Genomic DNA, 19,001 nt, shown 5'->3' with positions numbered 1-19,001 from the left:
ACCGAGAACTGGTGCAAGCGGAATCTTGGCACGGTTGCGGTGTTCGATACGCACTACTTCTTGATGGAACAGCTTATTCCACTGGCGACTCGCCCGGAAGGAATTTCTCGGATGGAATTTCGCACTAAAATCAAAGTCGCCTACGGCATTCCATTTGATGAAGCGATTCCCTCGGCGATTGAAAAGAAAGCCCGCCGTGCGTTGCCCGAGGACGCATTTATCCGCCCGGACTGGATGGAGCCAGAAGCAGCGCGTGCGAGTCAGAATGAAATCCTCCAAGACGCCATCATTCTGTTTGATCGGCTCGATGAAATGGTTGCTGAGTTCTGCGAGAAGTACTCTACTGCCAGCCCGTGGCATGTTCGCCAAGAGATTATTACTCTAGGCCTCGGTGTTCACCCCGCTGGGCCTATGATTCAAGGCAAGAGAATGCTGGATGCAGTTGACACGATAGAAGGAAGAGTGACTCAGAGAGCGGCGGAGAAATTTTCTTTTCCGAATGACGATCAACTCAGTGAGCTGTGCATCTGAACTTTCTGTCTGTATAGATTATTCAAAGGTTCAGTTGTTCACTTGAATTACGTTAGGATAAGAGAGAGAAGCGAACCTCAGTGCGAAGCACTACAGTTTAAACACGCTGATGGACAATAGTCGAATCGTCCCGATTCAGGATCAGTCCACCGTCCAATACACCAATATCAACTCACATCAAAGCTCTTCGCTTTTGATCTGCTATACCGAAGGTGCCGTGCAATGACTGTCAGCGTCCGCTGATGGGTTACTACTGAATGCATCCGCATTCGTTTATGCACCGAAGCAAAAGGCAAGATCAAAGGCAAGGGCTGGATTTTTGTTTATTTGTATTTGTGTCGAGGTACACCAGAAGGATGGTCGGCGGTCACGCCGTAGCTGGATCAAGATGAAAGCTAAACGCTTTCGATGCGACCACCAACACACATCAGTCTTCGACGCTGTCGATTGCGAAGTTGATGAAGGCTGAACAACAGATGAGCATGAAACGAGCATCTGCTTTGGTAAGCTCAGAGTTCTCCATTAGGGCGTGACGTATGCCGTCGGAGTCGTTTGTGTATCCGTACAGGGAGGAGAATGCCTTCTTGAGCGCCGGATGCAATTTGTGACTCTTCTCAAGAACCTTGAGTGCACCATCTAGGGTCGCTGAGGGCGCGCCCACTAATTGCTTCGCCAAAGACTCAACAGCGCTGATGCTCTCCTTGATTGAATTCCGATAGTCCGGATTCTGCCGATCAGTGAGCATTCCAAGCGAAGTTTGAAGATGCGTTCTTACGCCAGCGTATTGGTCAGAGCCAGAAATAGCTTGTTCAATCTCTTCGATCTCATTGTTTGATGTGATTGGAGTCACTTTTCCAGAAACAAAGCGATATGCTGAGTTCTCACGTTCGAGAACCCGATTAAACTCCTCGACAAGGATTTGGGCGGAGTCCCTGTAATTCAGGCTTACCACAAACTCCAAAAAACTATATAGGCGATGCCACTTCATCTTGAAGTAGTTCTCCCGTATGGTTTTTTTGAATTCCGACCACTTATAAGGAATGGTATCTACCGGAACTTTATAGAACTCGGAGAAAACTAGCTCCGAAAACTCTTGGAAGTTTGACCCACGCAGATTGTCCGGATAATGCGCTTTTGGCTGCTTAAATCTTGCGAAGAGATTGAGGGTTAGTACATTCCACAGTGCATTCTGCAACGCAGTATCTATAGCATCGACTTGCGCTACTTTGACAACTGTAGTTAGTCCCATTCGTTGTGAGAAATCCATTGTCACCATGGCACCCCATTTTTATATTTTCGTCATCGCCCTCAACTCAAGGCATCTGATCGGTGTGAGCATTGTACATGTTGGCGGGAGGCCATTGGCGGTCTGCTGCAACCTCAGGCGAAATCCACTGAAAACCCTCCTGAAACCCCGCGTAAACCATGCTCCTATTTATGGTTATAACCACGTCGTTAGTTAGATCATCGGCCTATAAGCCAGTATTTGCGCGGGGTCTGGGGTAAGGCGAACTTAGTCGAGGCCTCCGATCACGCTCAAACTCGGTTAAATATTGCAAAAGTGGCTACTCCACGCCGAATCACCGATTTCTGCAAAACCACACCACCCCAGCTCCAGCCTATCCGAAGCTGAGCTACGATTCCTGCACCACCCCTCAAGGATGAATGCCATGTCACACAACACAAGTGCCAACATCGCTACTGCGGATGCACTTACGATCTTGCTGCGCAACCAACACGGAATCGCCGCAGCGCTGGAAGAACTCATTAATTGGGTTGAGAGCCAAGGAGGCGGCATCGCCGCCGACAATGCTTTAGCAGCGCTGCACGGACTGGATTCACACGCCCGAATACTCACTGACGCGATCTACCAGCTTCGTCAGGTGTAGGGATCATCAAACGACCGTTAAACGATACCGTCTATCCGACTGTTACACCGGTATCATCAAATACTGGTTTACAGGTTGTTGATACCACTGCATGATGATCCCTCCATTGTTGATACCCCACGAACGGCGTTGGCATACCTAGGAGGGAGAGTAAATGAGTCGTCTATTCGGATACGGTCGTGTCAGTACGACAGAGCAGAACACCGACAACCAACTGGTGGCGCTCACATCAAAGGGTTTCGATATCAAGCCCACCCGCTGGTTCTCTGAACAGATCAGTGGCGGCGTACCAGCCCTCCAACGTCCCCAGTTCAGCAAGATGGCCGAACGCATGGAAACGGGCGACACGTTGGTCGTGCTGAAACTGGATCGCCTAGGCCGTGACGTGCAAGACGTTCTCGCCACAGTAGAGAGACTGGCAAAGGATGGTATCCATGTCCGTAGTCTTGACCTTGACGGTGTAGACCTTACCAGTGCAGCCGGAAAGCTCCAGCTAACAGTTCTCGCAGCAGTTGCAGCCTTTGAGCGTGATCGAATCAAGGAGCGCACCAGAGAGGGCCTTGCAAGGTCTAACAAGAAGGGTGGTCGTCCAGTGGCTACCGACACCACGGAGGCGGTACAGAAGCTCAAGGTTAAAGGCATGACACAGGCTCAGGCAGCAGCCGAACTCAAGGTGAGCTTGCCCACCATCAAGAGACATTGGAACAAGGTTTGAATTAGACCCTGTACACCCACATCAACCCGCCTTGAGCGGGCTTTGTTGTCTCTGTCAGCTCGCATCGTCTCTAGGGTTGTGTGCCTCTGACAGCCTCTGAGAGCGCTACAGGGCGTCAGGTTATTTCTAGTTTTCCAGCGTTTAGATAAGCCCCCGTCGCACACCGCTTAACGGCGCGGGCAAGACTGAGCCAACATTATTTTTCAGACGGAAACGCAGAAGCTGAGCGAGGGTGCTCAGTGAATTTTGGCGGGGGCCAGGTTCTGGATATATTACCGGTAGGGCCACCAAATCAGCGCAAGCTTGGTGGCTTAACGCTACGCCTTAACGAGGCGGACTACGGTGGTGGTGACAGACGTCCTCCCACTCGCCGAAACGAAACCGGCGATATTGACGGACAGGGACGGTTTTCTTGCCTACATTACTAAGGTCAAAGCTATCCATAATGGACACTCCTATATGTGTGTACAGGTTGATCGCACACATCAAGATCAGGAATGACCACCGATCAAACAGCAATTGACGTAGTGACATCAATTCGGTTAAATGGCGTCCTTCTCTTGACGGTGCTAACGCATGTCGAAGAGGGCGAGCAGTTACGTTATGTCCGCGAAAACGTACGTATCTGCTCGTGAACTTTTTCAACAGAGCTGCCCCAATGGGCGGCTTTTTTGCGTCTGCTGAATTGTAATCGTATTTTCGATTGCATCGCAAGGCTTCTGAGGTGCTTTCTACGCATCTTTCGTAATTAGTCGCCCACCGACCCCTCATAACTATGTCAAAGCGCGTCTGAGGGCCTCTTAGGGGCCTAAATGGGCCATTAATTACGATCTCCGTTGCTCTTTTGAGACGAAGCGATCCTCTCCGATTAAAGAGCTTTCTCACAAAATGAGAGTCAGAGGAGGCGTAAACCCCAGCATGTAGGGTTTCGTAGGGAGGCGACCACAAGATAATGTGTTTTTGGTGGGTGTTGCAACGTACTGCCTGTGGATAACCCTGTGTAACGAAAGTGAGAATGCAGTCAATCCGCTGGCGTTGACCCTTTGGCACTGATTTCTGCAAGCAGCCGTTTTTTGCGCAAGCGAACCCTTTCACAAAATCTTTCTATATATAGGACGCGATCACTGCTCGTTTCTATGGGCGAAAATGCTCATTTCTTTTCGGTCGGTGGGGCGCCGTGCCATCACGCGTGTTAACTGATAGCATCTGTCAGAATGACAATAGGGATGGTGGTGGCAATGGAGTATTTACCTTGGATGGTGATGGCATTTGGTCTTTTTCTGCTGTTTGTGACGCGCCAAGTCCGTCAACGTGGAGATGTTGCAGATAAGACGACGTATACCCACCCCCACACCCACATTGCGTACTCCCAACATCCGGGCGGAAGAGAGTTTCAGGTAAATACGAAAGCTATTGAAGCAATTGAGGCCGCGCAGGCAGCACAGGCCGCACAGGCTCCGCAGGTATCACATGCTTCAGCAATCTGGATGCCAATTGCACTCTCGTTGATGGTTGTAGGTGCGGCGCTTGCCGTCATACTTCTGCCCAACTATTACGGTGATGAGCATCAAAAGTGGGCGTTTGGCATCATTGGCCTGATCTTGGGTTTCTGGTTCAAGAAATGATTTATTCTGCTTCGATCTTAGGGTTCGCACTGCCTTGCTGGAATAGCGTCGCAAGGTAAATAGGCGAAGCCACAGATCCTTGATACCTCCTTGTAGGCAGTAAGCGAGATCTTACGCGTCAATCTGTGCGAAGGTTTGGAAGCTTCGATATGGCGTCGAACTTCTGTTTCGGTGATGATCCATTCGAATACACGTCGAACGTCACCGTTCCGGTTTCGTGACCTACAAGCTCCTTGATCAGCCTGTCAGGTATGTCTGCCCGTACCAGTTGAGTAATTACCGTCGCCCTTATGCTGTGGAACACGCGGGTTCGATCAAAGCCCATGGCTGTCTTCAACCTACCGAATGCTTTGCTCAGTGCATCCGAACGAATCCCGTATTTGTTGTTGCTGTCGGTAGGCACCAGATAGCCATCCGTGGAAGCTTCGGCGAGTCGATCCACGAGTGCCGTTAGCTTGGGATGCACTGGCACCTGTCGAATCCCCGCAACGGTTTTCGAATCCACGATATCGAACATCTTCACCCCGTCCACGGTAATCAGATGCTCTTTGCGAAGCTGACACAGTTCCTCGATTCGAGCCCCGGCATATCCGCCCAACAAGATCAAGTCTGCCAGCGTGCCGAGCTTCTGTTCCTTCGCTGCGTTGTGCAGAGTGCCGACTTCCTCGATGGTGAAAGCCTTCCGTTTTGCGTCAAGCTTGGCCTTGCCTTTGAGTGAAGGTAGCGTGTGTTTCTCGAATGGGTTCACGTGCCCTTTGAAGGTCTGTCGCCACTGTGGTTCATGCTGCATCGACCATTGCCAGAACTGGCTACCAGCGAGCAGGTATTGCTGCTTAGTCTTCGAACTGAGCTTCATGCCCTGTAGCCAAGCACTCACCGAATCAAAGTCGAGCTTGGTGCCAGTCGTTTGCAGATGCTCCGACAGATTCAACAGCTTCGACTCCTGCTGATTTATCGTCTTGAGTGCGACGTGATGTCCAAGCCTGTAGATGCGGAATGAGGCTAACCGTGCCTTCGTAATCGGCGAGCGAGCCTTGTAGCTAGCCGGATCTTTCACCAGTGTTTCCAGTTCTTGGCCCTGCTCAGCGGTGAGCTTGTATTCGGTGCCAAGACGCTTTTGCAGCATGCCCTTGAGTCCTCGATTCAGTTCATCCTGAATCTGTACTTTCCCTCCGATTCCATCCTTGAGGTGGTCGCCCACGAGCAGGCGTACTGCTTCCATGAACCGAGGGCTGCTCATGAGCTTCGCTTTCAGGGCTGGATCAACGTCAGGCAGTAGCGGGGCCGTCTCACCGACAAGCGCTCGTTTCTGCCCTTGGGTGATGGCATCCAAATCTTCAAGGGTTTGCACTATGTCTTCTTGCCAGCCATCTCCCAGTAACTTGCCTTCACGTATGGCTTTTATCTGGCTCTTCCAAGCGTGCAGGATGGGCAGGCGACGGAACATTGCCTCTTCTCGCGAGCCAGTTTTCAGCGACAGCGACAGAATACGACGACCGCCGAAAGCCTCTCGCACGTCCTTGGGTATATCCATTCTGACGTGGTAGGTGCCACCTTGAAGTTCGAGATTGTTGGCCTTCGGCATGGTCACTTGCTCCGGTATTCTACGTAAAGAGTCTACGTAAAATCGCCGGGAAAGTCAGTAAATACGGTTCCTGTTGGGTTTCGCGGCTACGGATGGTGAGTCCCTATCTCTCCGCCATTACATAGAAAAAGCCCCGTAGATGAAAATCTACGGGGCTTTTTCGTTTCTGCGAATCCAGTATTCGTGGCGATAGCGCTGAAGCGCGTCGTGCATGGTGAGGTCCTACGCAGAGAGGCAATTTAAGTAAACACAGCCTCTGCCGACATTAGAGACACAACGTTCACAGGACTCACCGACCCATTTAAAGCCGCGCTCGCAGAGTAGGGGCTGTCATTATTGGCCAGCGATCGGCCGCCAAATCACACCTGTCGTCGTTTATCCTCTGTCCAGTCATGAGGCCAGCGCTCTCACTAAAGTGGATACTTGCTCACCTCGGCCGTGAAAGGCGCATCCAGCGAGTTCCAGCCTCGCTCCCTATTTGAATTGGTTTGAATATGAAAATTCCACCATCAGCCCAAGGTGCTCACCGCGTTTCTGAACGTCAGTCCGTCAAGTCAGGCAGCAGCGCCGCACCCCACGTCGAAGACTGCGAAGTGCTGGTTGCGCAGCCGCCAGCGTTCGAGGATGGCGAGCCGCCAGTCGGCGTGGTTATCCATGCGTATTACCCCGAAGTGCTGAAAGATATTCTGCGTCGTTTGATTAAACAGACTGAACGCCTGCACCTCTACGTAACCTGCGTAGCCGGTCGTGAAGATGAGATCTGTGCTCAACTGACGGCCAGCACACTGAGTTTTTCGCTATACCGGGTGCCGAATCACGGCAGGGATGTTTTGCCGTTTCTGCGGGTGCTGCCGTTCTTGCGTGCCGATAACATCCGCATGCTGGTCAAGCTGCACACCAAGCGTTCGCTGCACTTGGGCGGGGAGATCGATTGGGGCGTTGAACTATTCGATGATCTGCTGGACCCGGTACGATTCAGTCGAGCGCTGGAACACCTGGCCGACCCGGTGCATGTGCCGATGCTGGGTCCTCAGCGATACCTGGTGCCAGTCACCCGATTCCTCAGCGAAAGCAACCGCGCGTTGCTTGTCACCCTGGCCGAGCGTGGCGGTATTGAGCCGCAGGGCATCAACGAAGCGGATTATTTTGCCGGCACCATGTTCTTTGCGCGCATTGAAGTGTTTGCGCCTTTGGAGCGGATTCAACTGACGGGCAGCGATTTCGAAGTTGAAAGTGGCCAGCTCGACGGCACCCTGGCACACACGTTAGAGCGTTTTTTCGGCGTTCTGGCGAATGTTGGCCGGCAGCAGCGCAATATCGACCTTTATCAGCGCTGGCTGGCGAGTCGGCAACTGGCCGCCGTCGAGGTCGAAGGTTTGCCCGCGCGACTGGCGAGCTGGCCGCGGCAACCGGATGTGTTGTTGGTGTTGACCGACACTACGGGTGATATCGGACTGTTGCGTTCGAGCCTGGAAAGCATTGATCGCCAGCTTTATCGGGCGGCGGCCATCGTGGTGCTCTCCAATGCCGAACCTGTAGGCGTGACGCCGGCCGATAATCTGGTCTGGCTGCCGTTGGCCGAATCGTGGCCGAGCCAGCTCAATGAACTGTTGCAGGAGATCGACGTTGACTGGTGGTACCTGTTGCGTGGCGGAGACGAACTGGATCCCCACGCGCTGCTTTTGCTCGCCGAAGGCATCGCGCTCAATCCCGGTGTCAGCGCATGCTACAGCGATGAAGACTCACTGACCGCTGAAGGCTGCCAGAGTCCGGTATTCAAGCCGGATTTGAATCTGGATATGTTGCGCAGTTATCCCTATGTCGGCCGCGCACTGGCTTTCAGTCGCGAGGCCGCGCTGTCTGCCGACGGCTTTGATCCAGCCTTCAGCGAACTGGCGCCCCATGATTTGCTTTTTCGGCTGATTGAAACTCACGGTCTGGGCACTGTCGGGCACCTCGCGGATGTGCTGGTGCATCAGGCCATCAATTTCCCTCAGTGGCTCGGTGAACCGCAAGTCATCGCGAACTCGGCAGCCATCGTCGGGGCGCACTTGCAGCGTCTGGGCGTGGCGCATGAGCTGCTGGCCGGACCTTTGCCAATGGCGAATCGTGTGGTCTACCAACATGCGGAACAGCCGCTGGTGTCGATCCTCATTCCCACCAAGGACTGCCTGCCGATGCTGCTGCGCTGCATCGAAAGCATCATGGAGAAAACCAGCTACACGAATTACGAACTGATCATCGTCGACAACAACAGCGAAACAGCCGAGGCCCGGGACTGGTTCAACGGTATGGAGCTGTTGAACAATCCCAAGGTGYGCATCCTGCGTTATCCGCACCCGTTCAACTATTCGGCGATCAATAATTTTGCGGCCAGCCATGCCCGCGGCGATTACCTGGTGCTGCTCAACAATGACACGGCGATCATTGATGGCGACTGGCTTGGTGCACTGCTCCATCACGCCCAGCGGCCGGAAGTGGGGATAGTGGGCGCCAAACTGTTATTCCTCGACGGGACTATTCAGCATGCAGGTGTGGTACTCGGGTTGCGTGGCGTTGCAGACCACCCGTTTATCGGCGATTCAATGCAGTCCAACGGCTACCTTCACCGCTTGCATCTTGATCAGAATTACAGCGCGGTCACCGCCGCCTGCCTGATGATCAGCACCGAGCTGTACCAGCAAGTGGGGGGGATGGACGAGGTCGGCCTGGCCGTTTCCTTTAACGATGTGGATCTGTGCCTGAAAGTCGGCCAGGCTGGACGGCTGATTGTCTGGACACCCTATGCGCTGCTCGTTCACGAAGCCAGTGTGAGCCAGAACAACGTTGACACGACCAAGGAGGAAGCCAAGCGCAAACGGTTCAAGGGCGAACAGTCGGTGATGTACCAGCGTTGGCTTGCGCAAATCGCCAACGATCCGGCCTACAACCGCAACCTGACCCTGGAGGGCAGTGGCTTTTCCTCCAAATACCGTACCGACACTGATTGGCACCCGTTCGCCAGTCGTGAGTTGCCTCATGTGCTGTGCCACCCTCTCGACTCTTTCGGCAGCGGACACTACCGCGTGCGTCAGCCTTTCGCTGCCCTGAAAGCTGCGCAACTGATCGGCGGAACGGTAAGCGACGAGGGACTGCAACCGACAGAACTGGAGCGCATTGCGCCGGACACGATCATTTTCCAGGGACAGCACACAACGCCTCATCTGGAGTACATGCAGGACACCAAGGCATTCTCCAGGGCGTTCAAGATTTACGAGCTGGATGACTATATTCTTGACGTGCCCGCTGGCAACTTGAACCACGAATTGCTGCCCAAAGACATCACCAAACGCTTGAAGAAAGCCGTAGGGCTGTGCGATCGGTTGGTGGTGTCTACCGAGCCGCTGGCCAATGCGCTGAAGGGCTTCAATGCCGACATCCGGGTGATGGAAAACCGTCTGCCGAGCCATTGGTGGAGCGACCTGACCAGCCAGCGCCAACAAGGCCGCAAGCCTCGGGTTGGCTGGGCCGGCGGCTCGAGTCACAGCGCCGACCTGCAAGTCCTTGCCGAAGTGGTTCGTGCGCTGGAAGGAGAAGTTGAATGGGTATTCATGGGGATGTGCCCACCAGCACTGCGTCCCTATGTCCATGAGTTCCATAGGGGGGTGAGTATCGAAAAATACCCGCAAAGACTGGCTGAGCTGAACCTCGACCTGGCTTTGGCACCTCTGAAAGACAACTTTTTCAACGCCTGCAAAAGCAATTTGCGCTTGTTGGAGTATGGCGCCTGTGGTTTCCCCGTGATCTGTTCGGACATCCCTTGTTATCGGGGTGATTTCCCGGTGACGAGGGTCAGGAACCGTTCGCAAGACTGGATTGCCGCTATTCGCGAACATCTGGCTGAGCCCGATGCCAGCGCCAAGGTTGGAAACGCCCTGCGCAGCGTTGTACTCAATCAGTGGATGCTCAAGGACGAACATCTGTTGGCATGGCGAAACGCCTGGCTGGCGGACTGAACAAGAGGCCAGCGTTGCGCGCTGCTTCTTTAATGTCTTTCGATACAAGCCCGAAAAAAAGCCTCACAGCCTTAAAACTGTGGGGCTTTTTCATATCTGCAGGATCGTGCCGAGCGGCTAGATCTCCTTGACCGGCGTCTCCCCCTGCACAGCCTTGATCAACCCGATCACGTGCAAACAATCCGCCTTGTTCACATACGACTCGCCACTGGCGATGGTCTCGTGGTTACCCGCTCTCAGTCTCCAGCGCCATTGTCCTTTGCCGGTGCTCGGGGTGCCTCTGGATTGCCTGTAAATCTCGAAATACATTCAGTTCGCTCCATGCGATTCATTGTGCGACAGCCGGTGTGGCGCATGGTCGCAAGCCTAGCGCAGACGGTTTTTTTGGCTATCGGACATTTGTTTCCAATCGTTCGCGGATGTTTCTGAAGGACGTGGGCTAGAGCGCAGCAATAGGCCTGTGGATTGGCCAAAATGACGCCGTCTGATCCTTGCAACACCGTCGACGCTGCTGCTTAATACGGGACGGCTCATGGCGTCGAATATCGTTCGGCGACCGACAAACACTATAAGAAGAGCACTCCTTTGACTGAGCACGGAACGCAACAGGCCGGGCGGGTGACGTTATCGCTGGTGGTCCCCGTTTTTAACGAAGAGGACGGCCTCGACACGTTTCTGCGGCGCATCAATGAAGTCTTTCAGACGCAGGCGTTGATCGACCTTGAACTGGTATTCGTCAACGACGGCAGTACCGATGCCACGCTTGAGCGCCTGCTCGAACATCAGCGGGACGATGCGCGTCTGCGTATCGTCGATTTGAGTCGCAACTTCGGCAAAGAAGCAGCGTTGTCCGCCGGTTTGCAGATCGCGACCGGGCAAATCGTGGTGCCGATCGACGCTGATCTGCAGGACCCGCCCGAGGTCATTGTGCAGATGATCGAGCGTTGGCGAGAAGGTTTTGAAGTGGTGCTCGGTCACCGCATCAGCCGTCGCAGCGACACCTGGGCCAAGCAGACATCAGCGCACTGGTTCTACCGCCTGCACAACAAGATCGCTGAACAGCCTTTGCCCGAGAATGTCGGCGATTTTCGTCTGATGGATCGCTGCGTGGTTGATGCTTTGCTGACCCTGCCGGAGTCCCGGCGCTTCATGAAAGGCCTGTTCGCCTGGGTCGGCTTTCGCACCACTCACGTCGATTACGAGCGCCCGGAGCGCGTGGCGGGGCAGAGCAAGTTCAATGGCTGGCGCCTGTGGAACTTCGCGCTGGAAGGCATCACCAGTTTCAGCACTGAACCGTTGCGGATCTGGACGTATGTCGGCGCACTGGTGTCGCTGGTGTCATTTGCCTTCGCCATATTCATTGTCCTACGCACGCTGATTCACGGTATCGACATGCCCGGTTATGCCTCGCTGATGGTGGCCGTGACCTTTCTCGGTGGACTGCAATTGATCGGCATCGGTGTGCTCGGTGAGTACCTGGGCCGCACGTATATCGAATCCAAACGCCGGCCGGTTTTTCTGGTGCGTCGCGTCTATGACCCCAAGGACTGACACATGGATCTCAAGGAAACCGACATCCTCGGCGACGCCATCAACGAGCACTGGTATTACTGCTCCAAAGCCGCCGCCACCCGGCGTTTGCTGGGAAATGCACCCATCAGCCGAATCCTCGATGTCGGTGCCGGCTCGGGATTTTTCTCCCACCATTTGCTGACGCACACCGATGCACGCGAAGCATGGTGCGTGGATATCAGCTACCCCGCCGACTCCAGCGCGACGACCGCCGGCAAACCGGTGCACTACCGTCGCGGGATCGAAACCATCGAGGCCGATCTGGTGTTGCTGATGGACGTGCTGGAGCATGTCGATGATGACCTCGGTCTGCTCAAGATGTACGTCGACAAAGTGCCATCGGGCAGCCGGTTTCTGATGACGGTACCGGCATTCCAGTTCTTGTGGAGTGGCCACGATGACTTTCTTGAGCACAAGCGCCGTTACACCCTGGCGCAGTTCGAAACCCTGGCGCGTGATGCCGGTTTGACGGTGCAGCGCGGTGCCTATTATTTCGGCGCGGTGTTTCCGATTGCGGCGGCGTTGCGCTTGCTGCCGCAAGGCGCGCAAGCCCAGCCGCCGCGTTCGCAACTCAAGCGTCATCATCCGCTAGTGAACGGTGTTCTCAAGACGCTATGCAGTCTTGAACTGCCGTTGATGGGCATCAACCGTCTGGCCGGTTTGAGTGTTTTCGTGTTGGCGCAAAAACCGTGACCTCAACCGAAAAGTCAGCGCTGCTCCAGCGCGGTTTGCGCTTTGCTGTGACCGGTTTGTTTGTCACGGCTCTGCATGCGCTGGTGGCGGTGCTGTTCATCAACTTCATTACTGCGCAACCGCCGCTGGCCAACGGCGTGGCGTTCATCGTGGCGACGGTGATGTCCTACGTGATCAATACCACCTGGAGTTTCTCGGCACGTTTGCATGGCAGAACGTTACTGCGTTTTCTGCTGGTGTCGGCGTGCGGGTTTCTATTGGCGATGCTGGTCGCCTGGGTGGCGCAGATGGCCGGGCTGCACTATCTGCTGGGCATCGTTGCGGTGGCACTGACGATTCCAGCGTTCACCTTTGTCTTGCACAATTTCTGGACTTATCGATGAAGGCTTCACCAAACCATCCTGCGCTGGGCGTGTTGCCTTTACTGCTCGGCGTTCTGGCATTTTTCTGTGTGATCGGGCCGCAAGCGCTGGATCCGCAAAACATTGCCTGGCTGGAGCAGGGCGATCCGGCGACGCATTATCTGGGCTGGGAATATTTTCGCCATTCACCCTGGACCTTTCCGCTCGGACTCAACCCTTCCTATGGTCTGGAGCTGGGCAGTTCAATCATCTTTTCCGACTCCAATCCGCTGCTGGCGTTGCTGTTCAAACCGTTCAATGCGTGGTTGCCGGCGACCTTCCAGTATTTCGGTCTGTGGCTGCTGGCGTGTTTCGTGCTGCAAGCCTGGTTCGCCTGGAAACTGCTGGGGCTGATGACCGGCAATCCGCTGATTCGTTTGCTGGGTACCGGTTTGCTGGTGGTTTCACCGCCGATGTTTCTACGCATGGGCGGACACCTTTCCCTGTCCGGGCATTTTCTGATTCTGGCGGCGCTGTACCTCGCGTTGTTGCCGAACCTGGCTCGACGACGCCTGGCCTGGGGCGCGTTACTCGCGGTGACGGCGATGGTGCATGCGTACCTGCTGGCGATGGTGGCGCTGATCTGGGTAGCAGATCTGCTCGGCAAAACTTTCAGCCAACAACTGACTCGGCGTCAGGGGCTGCTTGAAGGCGTTTCGCTGTTTGCCGTGGTGAGTGTGTGTTGCTGGCAGGCCGGTTACTTCGCCATTGCCGACGGCGGGCAATCCGGCGGTTTCGGGTTGTACCGGATGAACCTGTTGTCGCCACTCGACCCAGCGGGCTGGTCGTTCATCTTGCCGGATCTGCCAAAAGCCAGCGGCGATTACGAAGGCTTTAATTATCCGGGGCTGGGTGTGCTGTTGCTGGTGCCGTTGGCGCTGATTGCCTTGCTGAGAAATCGCCAGCCGCTGAAGGATGAGCTTCGCGTTCGCCCTTGGCTGTTGCTGGCGTTGATCGGTTTATCGTTGTTTGCGCTATCGAACCAGATCGGTGTCGGCGCGCACACGTTCAGCTATCCGCTGCCGAAAATCGCCCTCAAACTGGCCAATATTTTTCGCGCGTCGGGGCGGATGTTCTGGCCCGTGTTGTACGCGCTCATCCTGATGGTGATGTTCCTGCTGGTACGCGGTTACCGGCCACGTATCGTCGTCGCGTTGTTGGCACTGGCATTGACGATACAGATTGTCGACACGCGCAACGGCTGGATGGGCTTGCGCAACAGCAAAATGATGACGCCCGCCGCAGAATGGCCAACGCCGATGCGTGATCCATTCTGGGTGAGTGCGGCGGCGCATTACCCGAACGTGCGCAGTCTGATGCCACAGAATCAGTCCGAACGCTGGCAAGTGATTGCCGATTTCGCTGCGACCCATGGTCTGAAAACCGACGCGGTCTATCTGGGACGCATGAGTTCAACAGCGCTGGATCAGGCTCGGCAGAAAACGCAGCACATGCTCGAATCAGGGCAATACGATGCCGACTCGTTGTACATCCTTGACGACTTCGTGCTGGCCGATGCCGCCAGATACGTCAACAGTGAAACGGATCTGCTGACCCGAGTGGATGGCCTGGTGGTGCTGGCGCCGGGCTGGAAGCGTTGTTCGCAGTGCCTGAGCGTGCCTGATGAAGGACGCCGAATGTCATCGCTGGCACTGATGCGTCCCGGTCAGGCGCTGATCTTCAACTACTCCGCCCGGCAGTTGACCAGCGGTTGGTCGACCCCGGAAAACTGGGGTACATGGTCGGCGGGGCAGCAGGCGCAGGTCGACTTGCGGGTGTCACCCGAGGCGCGTTCGATTGCGCTGGAGGTCATGGCATTCGTTTTGCCGCAACACCCGGCACAGCGAGTGATTGTCAGTTTGAATGGCGAGCAGGTACTGAGCACGCGGCTGGTGCAACATCAGGATAATCATCTGGAGATCCCTATCAGTCCTGCGATCCGTCAGCATCTGGCAGACAATGATCGCCTGACGATCGAGCTGCAATTGCCCGACGCCATCAGCCCTGAACAACTGGGCATCAATGACGATTCACGGGTCATGGCGCTGGGCTTGAAACGCCTGACGGTGAACTGACGCAGCGTGGTGATGGACGCCGGGGCCCCGGCCTTTCTACACTGCCGGTATTCCGGGGGGCAGGGGGCAATGGATGAACCGCAATGAACTACGCAAGGCTGACATCAACCTGATGGTGGTGTTCGAGACCTTGATGCTCGAACGCAACGTGACCCGGGCGGCCGAGAAGCTGTTTCTCGGCCAGCCGACCATCAGCTCGGCGCTCAATCGCTTGCGCACCATGCTCAATGATCCGCTGTTCATCCGCGTCGGCCACCGCATGGAACCGACCGCCCGCGCCGAAGATATTTTCCGCCATCTCAAACCTGCGCTGGATTCGCTGTCGGTGGCGCTGAGCCTGACCCGCGATTTCGATCCGGCCGTGAGCACCATGACGTTTCGCATCGGTCTGTCCGATGACGTCGAATTCGGCCTGTTGCCGCCGCTGTTGCGTGCGCTGCGCCAGGAAGCGCCGAACGTGGTGTTTGTGGTGCAACACGTCGATTACTGGCGCATCCCCGATCTGCTCGCGGCGGGCGACATCACGGTCGGCATCAGCCAGACCCGAGGCCTGCCGGCCAATGCCAAGCGCAAATTGCTGCGGCACATCCAGCCGAGCATCCTGCGCGCCGACGCCAGTGATACACCGCTGACGCTGGATGAATATTGCGCGCGCCCCCATGTACTGGTTTCGCACACGGCCAACGTCAGTGGTTTTGCTGATGAGTGGCTGGCCGAACTCGGTCGTACTCGCCAAGTGGTGCTGTCGGTGCCGCAATACAGCGCGTTGCCGGCGCTGCTGGCGGGCACTGACTTGATTGCCAGTCTGCCGGATTACGCGGCGGCAGCCATGGCCACTTCCGGATTGCTGTTTAAGGAGCCGTTTCCGTTTAAAACACCGACGCTGGATTTGTCGATGGTCTGGCTCAGCCACGTCGACAGCGATCCGGCGGAGCGCTGGTTGCGCTCCAGGCTGGAGCAGTTCATGAGCGAGCGGCCACTGACGCCATCCTGAGCCATAACACACACTTTGTGGGAGCGAGCTTGCTCGCGAAAGCGGTGTATCAGGCACCTTAAGTGTCGCTGAACGATCGCATTCGCGAGCAAGCTCGCTCCCACATTGATATGTGAAAGTCCCCGGGAAGGTAGGGCAGAGCTGTGCTATATGTACGACCTTTCTGCCAACTGACTGGGGACCTGCAATGCCACACCTGCACATGGAATACACCGCCAACCTGCCGCAGTTGAACGCCGATGTCGCGTTGATGCGGCTCAACAACACCCTGGTGGGCTCTGGTCAGTTCGCGGCGGAGTTCGATATCAAAAGTCGTGCGGTGAAAGTCGAGACCTTCAAGGTCGGAACCGCCATGGCCGAGCGCGCCTTCGTCTATGTGAAGCTGGCGCTGCTCAGCGGGCGTTCGCCGCAGATCAAGAAGCAGTTGTCAGAGAGCCTGTTGGCAGTCTTGCAGGACCTGTGCGAATGGCCGGCCGGTGTCGAGGTGCAGCTGTGTGTCGAACTGGTCGACATGGATCGCGAGTCCTACAGCAAAACCGCGATTGGCGTGTAGGACTCAGGCCGCTTCGAGTTCGCTGCACACCTTGACCACCTGCTCGCGCAACCACAGATTGGCGCTGTCCTGATCAACGCTCTGGCTCCATTGCATGTCGAGGGTAAAGCCCGGCAAGCCATTTGGCGCCTCGCAGTGATTGAACACCGCCTCGTTGGTCAGTAAACGCTGGATACGGCGCGGCAGGGTGAGGATGAAGTCGGTCCCCGTGATCATTTTCAATGCCGCGCTGTAGCTGTTCGAGCGCGCGACGATCTGACGCTTCTGCGCCTGCCGCGCCAGCCAGCCATCGACCATGTTGGTGGTCGACGTCCATGGCGTCGGGAACACGTGCCGGCGTTCGGTAAAAGCCTGCAGGCTCAGGCGTGGCTCCAGTGGCGTGGCGCGTTTGTCGAAGACGCAGACCAGATCGTCCTCCAGCAGCATTTGTGATTTCAGGTCAGCGTGATGACGGTGGAAGTTGGGGCCGAAGCTGATCACCAGATCGAGGCTGCCGTCGCGCAGCTCATCCGCCGGGACATCGGTCTCGAACTTGTGCATGTTGACCATCACCGGCAAATCATCGAAATCGAAACGCTTCAGCAGGCGCGGCAGAATCAGTTGCTCGAAGTATTCCGGGGCGCAGATGTTGAAGGTGACGGCTTGTCGGGTCGGGTCGAACGTGGGGGCACCGGCGTGGCACAGGTTGATGCTTTCGAGGATCTTCTGCACATGCCCGTACATGGTGCTGGCCTTGTAGGTCGGACGCATGCCGGTGCGGGTGTTGATAAACAGTTCGTCTTCGAAACTGGTGCGCAGTTTTTTCAAACAGTAGCTGACCGTGGACTGGCTGACGAACAGGGTTTCTGACACATCGGTGACGCTGCTCTGCTCATAAACAGCGACGAACACCATGAGATCCTGCATGTCGAGCTTTCTAAGCAAGTTACTGTTCAGCATCCGTTCCGTCTCGCTGTGCTCCTTGCGCTGAATCCGCGCAAACGTGTGCGAATGATCCTAACGGAACGATGGTGCCAGGACAAAGCCCTGTAGGACGTTTCACAGTCAGTTGTGGGACAGAAAGTTTTAGTAACACGACGTCACGGGGCAAACCGCAGAAAGATGGCCAGACGCCTTTAGCCCGATCAGGAAAAGTGCCTCGCGTAATGCCGGGGATCGAAGCGCCATACCATCAACAGCATCACCACCATTACCGCGGTCAACGACCACCACGCCCACTCGAAGCTGCCCAGTTGATCGCGGATCATTCCAGCCATCAGCGGCGAGAGACCAGCAATCAGATAGCCAATGCCTTGCACAAATGCAGTCAGGCCACCGGCACGTTGCGGGTTGTCGAGATGATCAAGCGAGACAATCAGGCTCATCGGGAACAACCCGCCAATGCCCAGCCCCAACAGGCATGGCCACAGCAGGCTGAATTGTTGCGGGCTGAGGATCAGGCCGCAAAATCCGCCGATGATCAGAGCCAGTAGCGTCATCAGAATCACACGCCGATCCCGGCTGCGATTGGCGATAGCCGGAACCACCAGACCGGAAATCACCTCCATGGCCGTCAGCAAACCCAACAGCAGCCCGGCGTTCTGTTCGCTCCAGCCGTTTTCCACGTAGTACGGCGCGAGCCAGGCCAGCACGCAGGTATAGGACGCTGTCCCCAGACCAAAGAAGAGGGCCAGCAACCAGGCACGGGAATACTTGAAGAACGAATCCTTGCCGGCTGTCGCCGTCACCGTGGAGGACAGCTGGTTGCGTTGCGACCACCAGAACAGCAGCGCGATGAATGCCAGGATCGCCCAGATCGCCAAACCGCCGCGCCAGCTCCCGGTTTGCAGCATCACCAGCGGTGCGAACGAGGCCGCAATGGCCGCTCCACCCATGATCGACGTGACATATAAACCCATGCACAGCGCGACATTGTCGGCGAAGCGCGATTTGATCAGCGTCGGCATCAATGCCTGAATCAACGCAATGCCGACGCCAGCCAGCACCGCGCTGACGATCATTTCGGCTGCCGATTCGATAAACAGCCGCGACAGCGTCGCCAGGCCAATGATCAGCAAGGACAGCAACACCGTCCGTTGTTCGCCCAGCCGCTGACTGATGCCAATGCCGAAAAACATCGCCAGACCCATCGCCATCACTGGCAGCATGGTCAGCAGCGACGCGACGCTGAAACTCAGCGGGATGTCAGTGCGAATGGCCGACAGTAACGGACCCAGCGCCGCCATCGATGGACGCAGATTGAGGGCGACGAGCATGATCGCGAGCATCAACCAGACAGCGGGGCGAGCGGTAGCGCGGACGTTTTCCATCATCAGACCTTTGGGTGGGGCAGATGATTAAGCGCGGAGCGGTCTGGTCCGGGCAAACCAGAAA

At 55.9% G+C, this 19,001-nt stretch carries 16 protein-coding genes; 11 read left to right on the top strand and 5 right to left on the bottom strand.

Annotated features, from left to right (window positions below):
• Window positions 1-531 (top strand): hypothetical protein (locus AC1DVF_RS25960; protein WP_477783377.1); only part of this gene is annotated, 531 nt, incomplete at its 5' end.
• A gap of 427 nt (window positions 532-958) precedes the next feature.
• Here AC1DVF_RS25960 and AC1DVF_RS25955 read toward each other — a convergent pair.
• Window positions 959-1,798, bottom strand: coding sequence for an AbiJ-NTD4 domain-containing protein (locus AC1DVF_RS25955; RefSeq protein ID WP_477783376.1), 840 nt, complete (start codon window positions 1,796-1,798; stop codon window positions 959-961).
• Window positions 1,799-2,201: 403 nt separating this feature from the next.
• Here AC1DVF_RS25955 and AC1DVF_RS25950 point away from each other — a divergent pair, with 403 nt between their 5' ends.
• The 3 genes from AC1DVF_RS25950 to AC1DVF_RS25940 all read left to right on the top strand — a co-directional run bounded on the left by AC1DVF_RS25950 (window position 2,202) and on the right by AC1DVF_RS25940 (window position 4,760).
• The gene (locus AC1DVF_RS25950; RefSeq protein ID WP_477783375.1) at window positions 2,202-2,420 is read left to right on the top strand and encodes a hypothetical protein; all 219 of its coding nucleotides are present in this window, start codon (window positions 2,202-2,204) and stop codon (window positions 2,418-2,420) included.
• A gap of 154 nt (window positions 2,421-2,574) precedes the next feature.
• Window positions 2,575-3,135 carry a recombinase family protein gene (locus AC1DVF_RS25945; RefSeq protein WP_477783374.1) on the top strand — a complete coding sequence of 187 codons (561 nt, stop codon included), beginning with the start codon at window positions 2,575-2,577 and terminating at the stop codon, window positions 3,133-3,135.
• A gap of 1,238 nt (window positions 3,136-4,373) precedes the next feature.
• Window positions 4,374-4,760, top strand: a complete 387-nt coding sequence (locus AC1DVF_RS25940) for a hypothetical protein (RefSeq protein WP_477783373.1) — start codon at window positions 4,374-4,376, stop codon at window positions 4,758-4,760.
• A gap of 118 nt (window positions 4,761-4,878) precedes the next feature.
• Here the strand turns inward: AC1DVF_RS25940 and AC1DVF_RS25935 are convergent, their stop codons facing one another.
• A complete protein-coding gene (locus tag AC1DVF_RS25935; protein ID WP_477783372.1) occupies window positions 4,879-6,345 on the bottom strand; it encodes a tyrosine-type recombinase/integrase in 1,467 nt (488 codons plus the stop codon).
• A 494-nt stretch (window positions 6,346-6,839) separates the two neighbouring features.
• On the opposite strand from AC1DVF_RS25935, the gene AC1DVF_RS25930 reads away from it, so the two are divergent.
• Window positions 6,840-10,340 (top strand): glycosyltransferase, encoded by a 3,501-nt coding sequence (locus AC1DVF_RS25930; RefSeq protein WP_477783371.1) that lies wholly within the window; start codon window positions 6,840-6,842, stop codon window positions 10,338-10,340.
• A gap of 117 nt (window positions 10,341-10,457) precedes the next feature.
• Here AC1DVF_RS25930 and AC1DVF_RS25925 read toward each other — a convergent pair whose 3' ends face one another.
• A complete protein-coding gene (locus AC1DVF_RS25925; RefSeq protein ID WP_016984684.1) occupies window positions 10,458-10,649 on the bottom strand; it encodes a YegP family protein in 192 nt (63 codons plus the stop codon).
• A 276-nt stretch (window positions 10,650-10,925) separates the two neighbouring features.
• On the opposite strand from AC1DVF_RS25925, the gene AC1DVF_RS25920 reads away from it, so the two are divergent.
• From AC1DVF_RS25920 to AC1DVF_RS25895, 6 genes are all read left to right on the top strand, one after another.
• Complete coding sequence (locus tag AC1DVF_RS25920) at window positions 10,926-11,891, top strand: glycosyltransferase family 2 protein (RefSeq protein WP_460090125.1); 966 nt, start codon at window positions 10,926-10,928, stop codon at window positions 11,889-11,891.
• 3 nt (window positions 11,892-11,894) lie between these two features.
• Complete coding sequence (locus AC1DVF_RS25915) at window positions 11,895-12,605, top strand: class I SAM-dependent methyltransferase (protein ID WP_093438280.1); 711 nt, start codon at window positions 11,895-11,897, stop codon at window positions 12,603-12,605.
• Entirely contained in the window at window positions 12,602-12,988 is a 387-nt protein-coding gene (locus AC1DVF_RS25910; RefSeq protein WP_093438275.1) for a GtrA family protein, read from the top strand. The genes AC1DVF_RS25915 and AC1DVF_RS25910 overlap by 4 nt, the downstream gene beginning before the upstream one ends.
• A complete protein-coding gene (locus tag AC1DVF_RS25905; RefSeq protein WP_477783370.1) occupies window positions 12,985-15,081 on the top strand; it encodes a DUF6311 domain-containing protein in 2,097 nt (698 codons plus the stop codon). The genes AC1DVF_RS25910 and AC1DVF_RS25905 overlap by 4 nt, the downstream gene beginning before the upstream one ends.
• A 73-nt stretch (window positions 15,082-15,154) precedes the next feature.
• On the top strand, window positions 15,155-16,075 hold the full coding sequence (locus tag AC1DVF_RS25900) for a LysR substrate-binding domain-containing protein (protein WP_093438267.1): 921 nt from the start codon (window positions 15,155-15,157) through the stop codon (window positions 16,073-16,075).
• A gap of 187 nt (window positions 16,076-16,262) precedes the next feature.
• Complete coding sequence (locus tag AC1DVF_RS25895; RefSeq protein WP_093438263.1) at window positions 16,263-16,628, top strand: 5-carboxymethyl-2-hydroxymuconate Delta-isomerase; 366 nt, start codon at window positions 16,263-16,265, stop codon at window positions 16,626-16,628.
• A gap of 3 nt (window positions 16,629-16,631) precedes the next feature.
• Here AC1DVF_RS25895 and AC1DVF_RS25890 read toward each other — a convergent pair whose 3' ends face one another.
• Window positions 16,632-17,567: a LysR family transcriptional regulator gene (locus tag AC1DVF_RS25890; RefSeq protein WP_093438259.1), complete on the bottom strand. Its 936-nt coding sequence runs from the start codon at window positions 17,565-17,567 to the stop codon at window positions 16,632-16,634.
• Window positions 17,568-17,752: 185 nt separating this feature from the next.
• Window positions 17,753-18,937, bottom strand: a complete 1,185-nt coding sequence (locus AC1DVF_RS25885) for a cyanate transporter (RefSeq protein ID WP_477783369.1) — start codon at window positions 18,935-18,937, stop codon at window positions 17,753-17,755.
• Window positions 18,938-19,001 lie beyond the last annotated feature (64 nt).

The sequence above is a fragment of the Pseudomonas sp. P4_D7 genome, from assembly GCF_056401755.1.
Note: the sequence above shows the minus strand (reverse complement) of the source record. Positions and strands in the feature narration are given on the sequence as shown.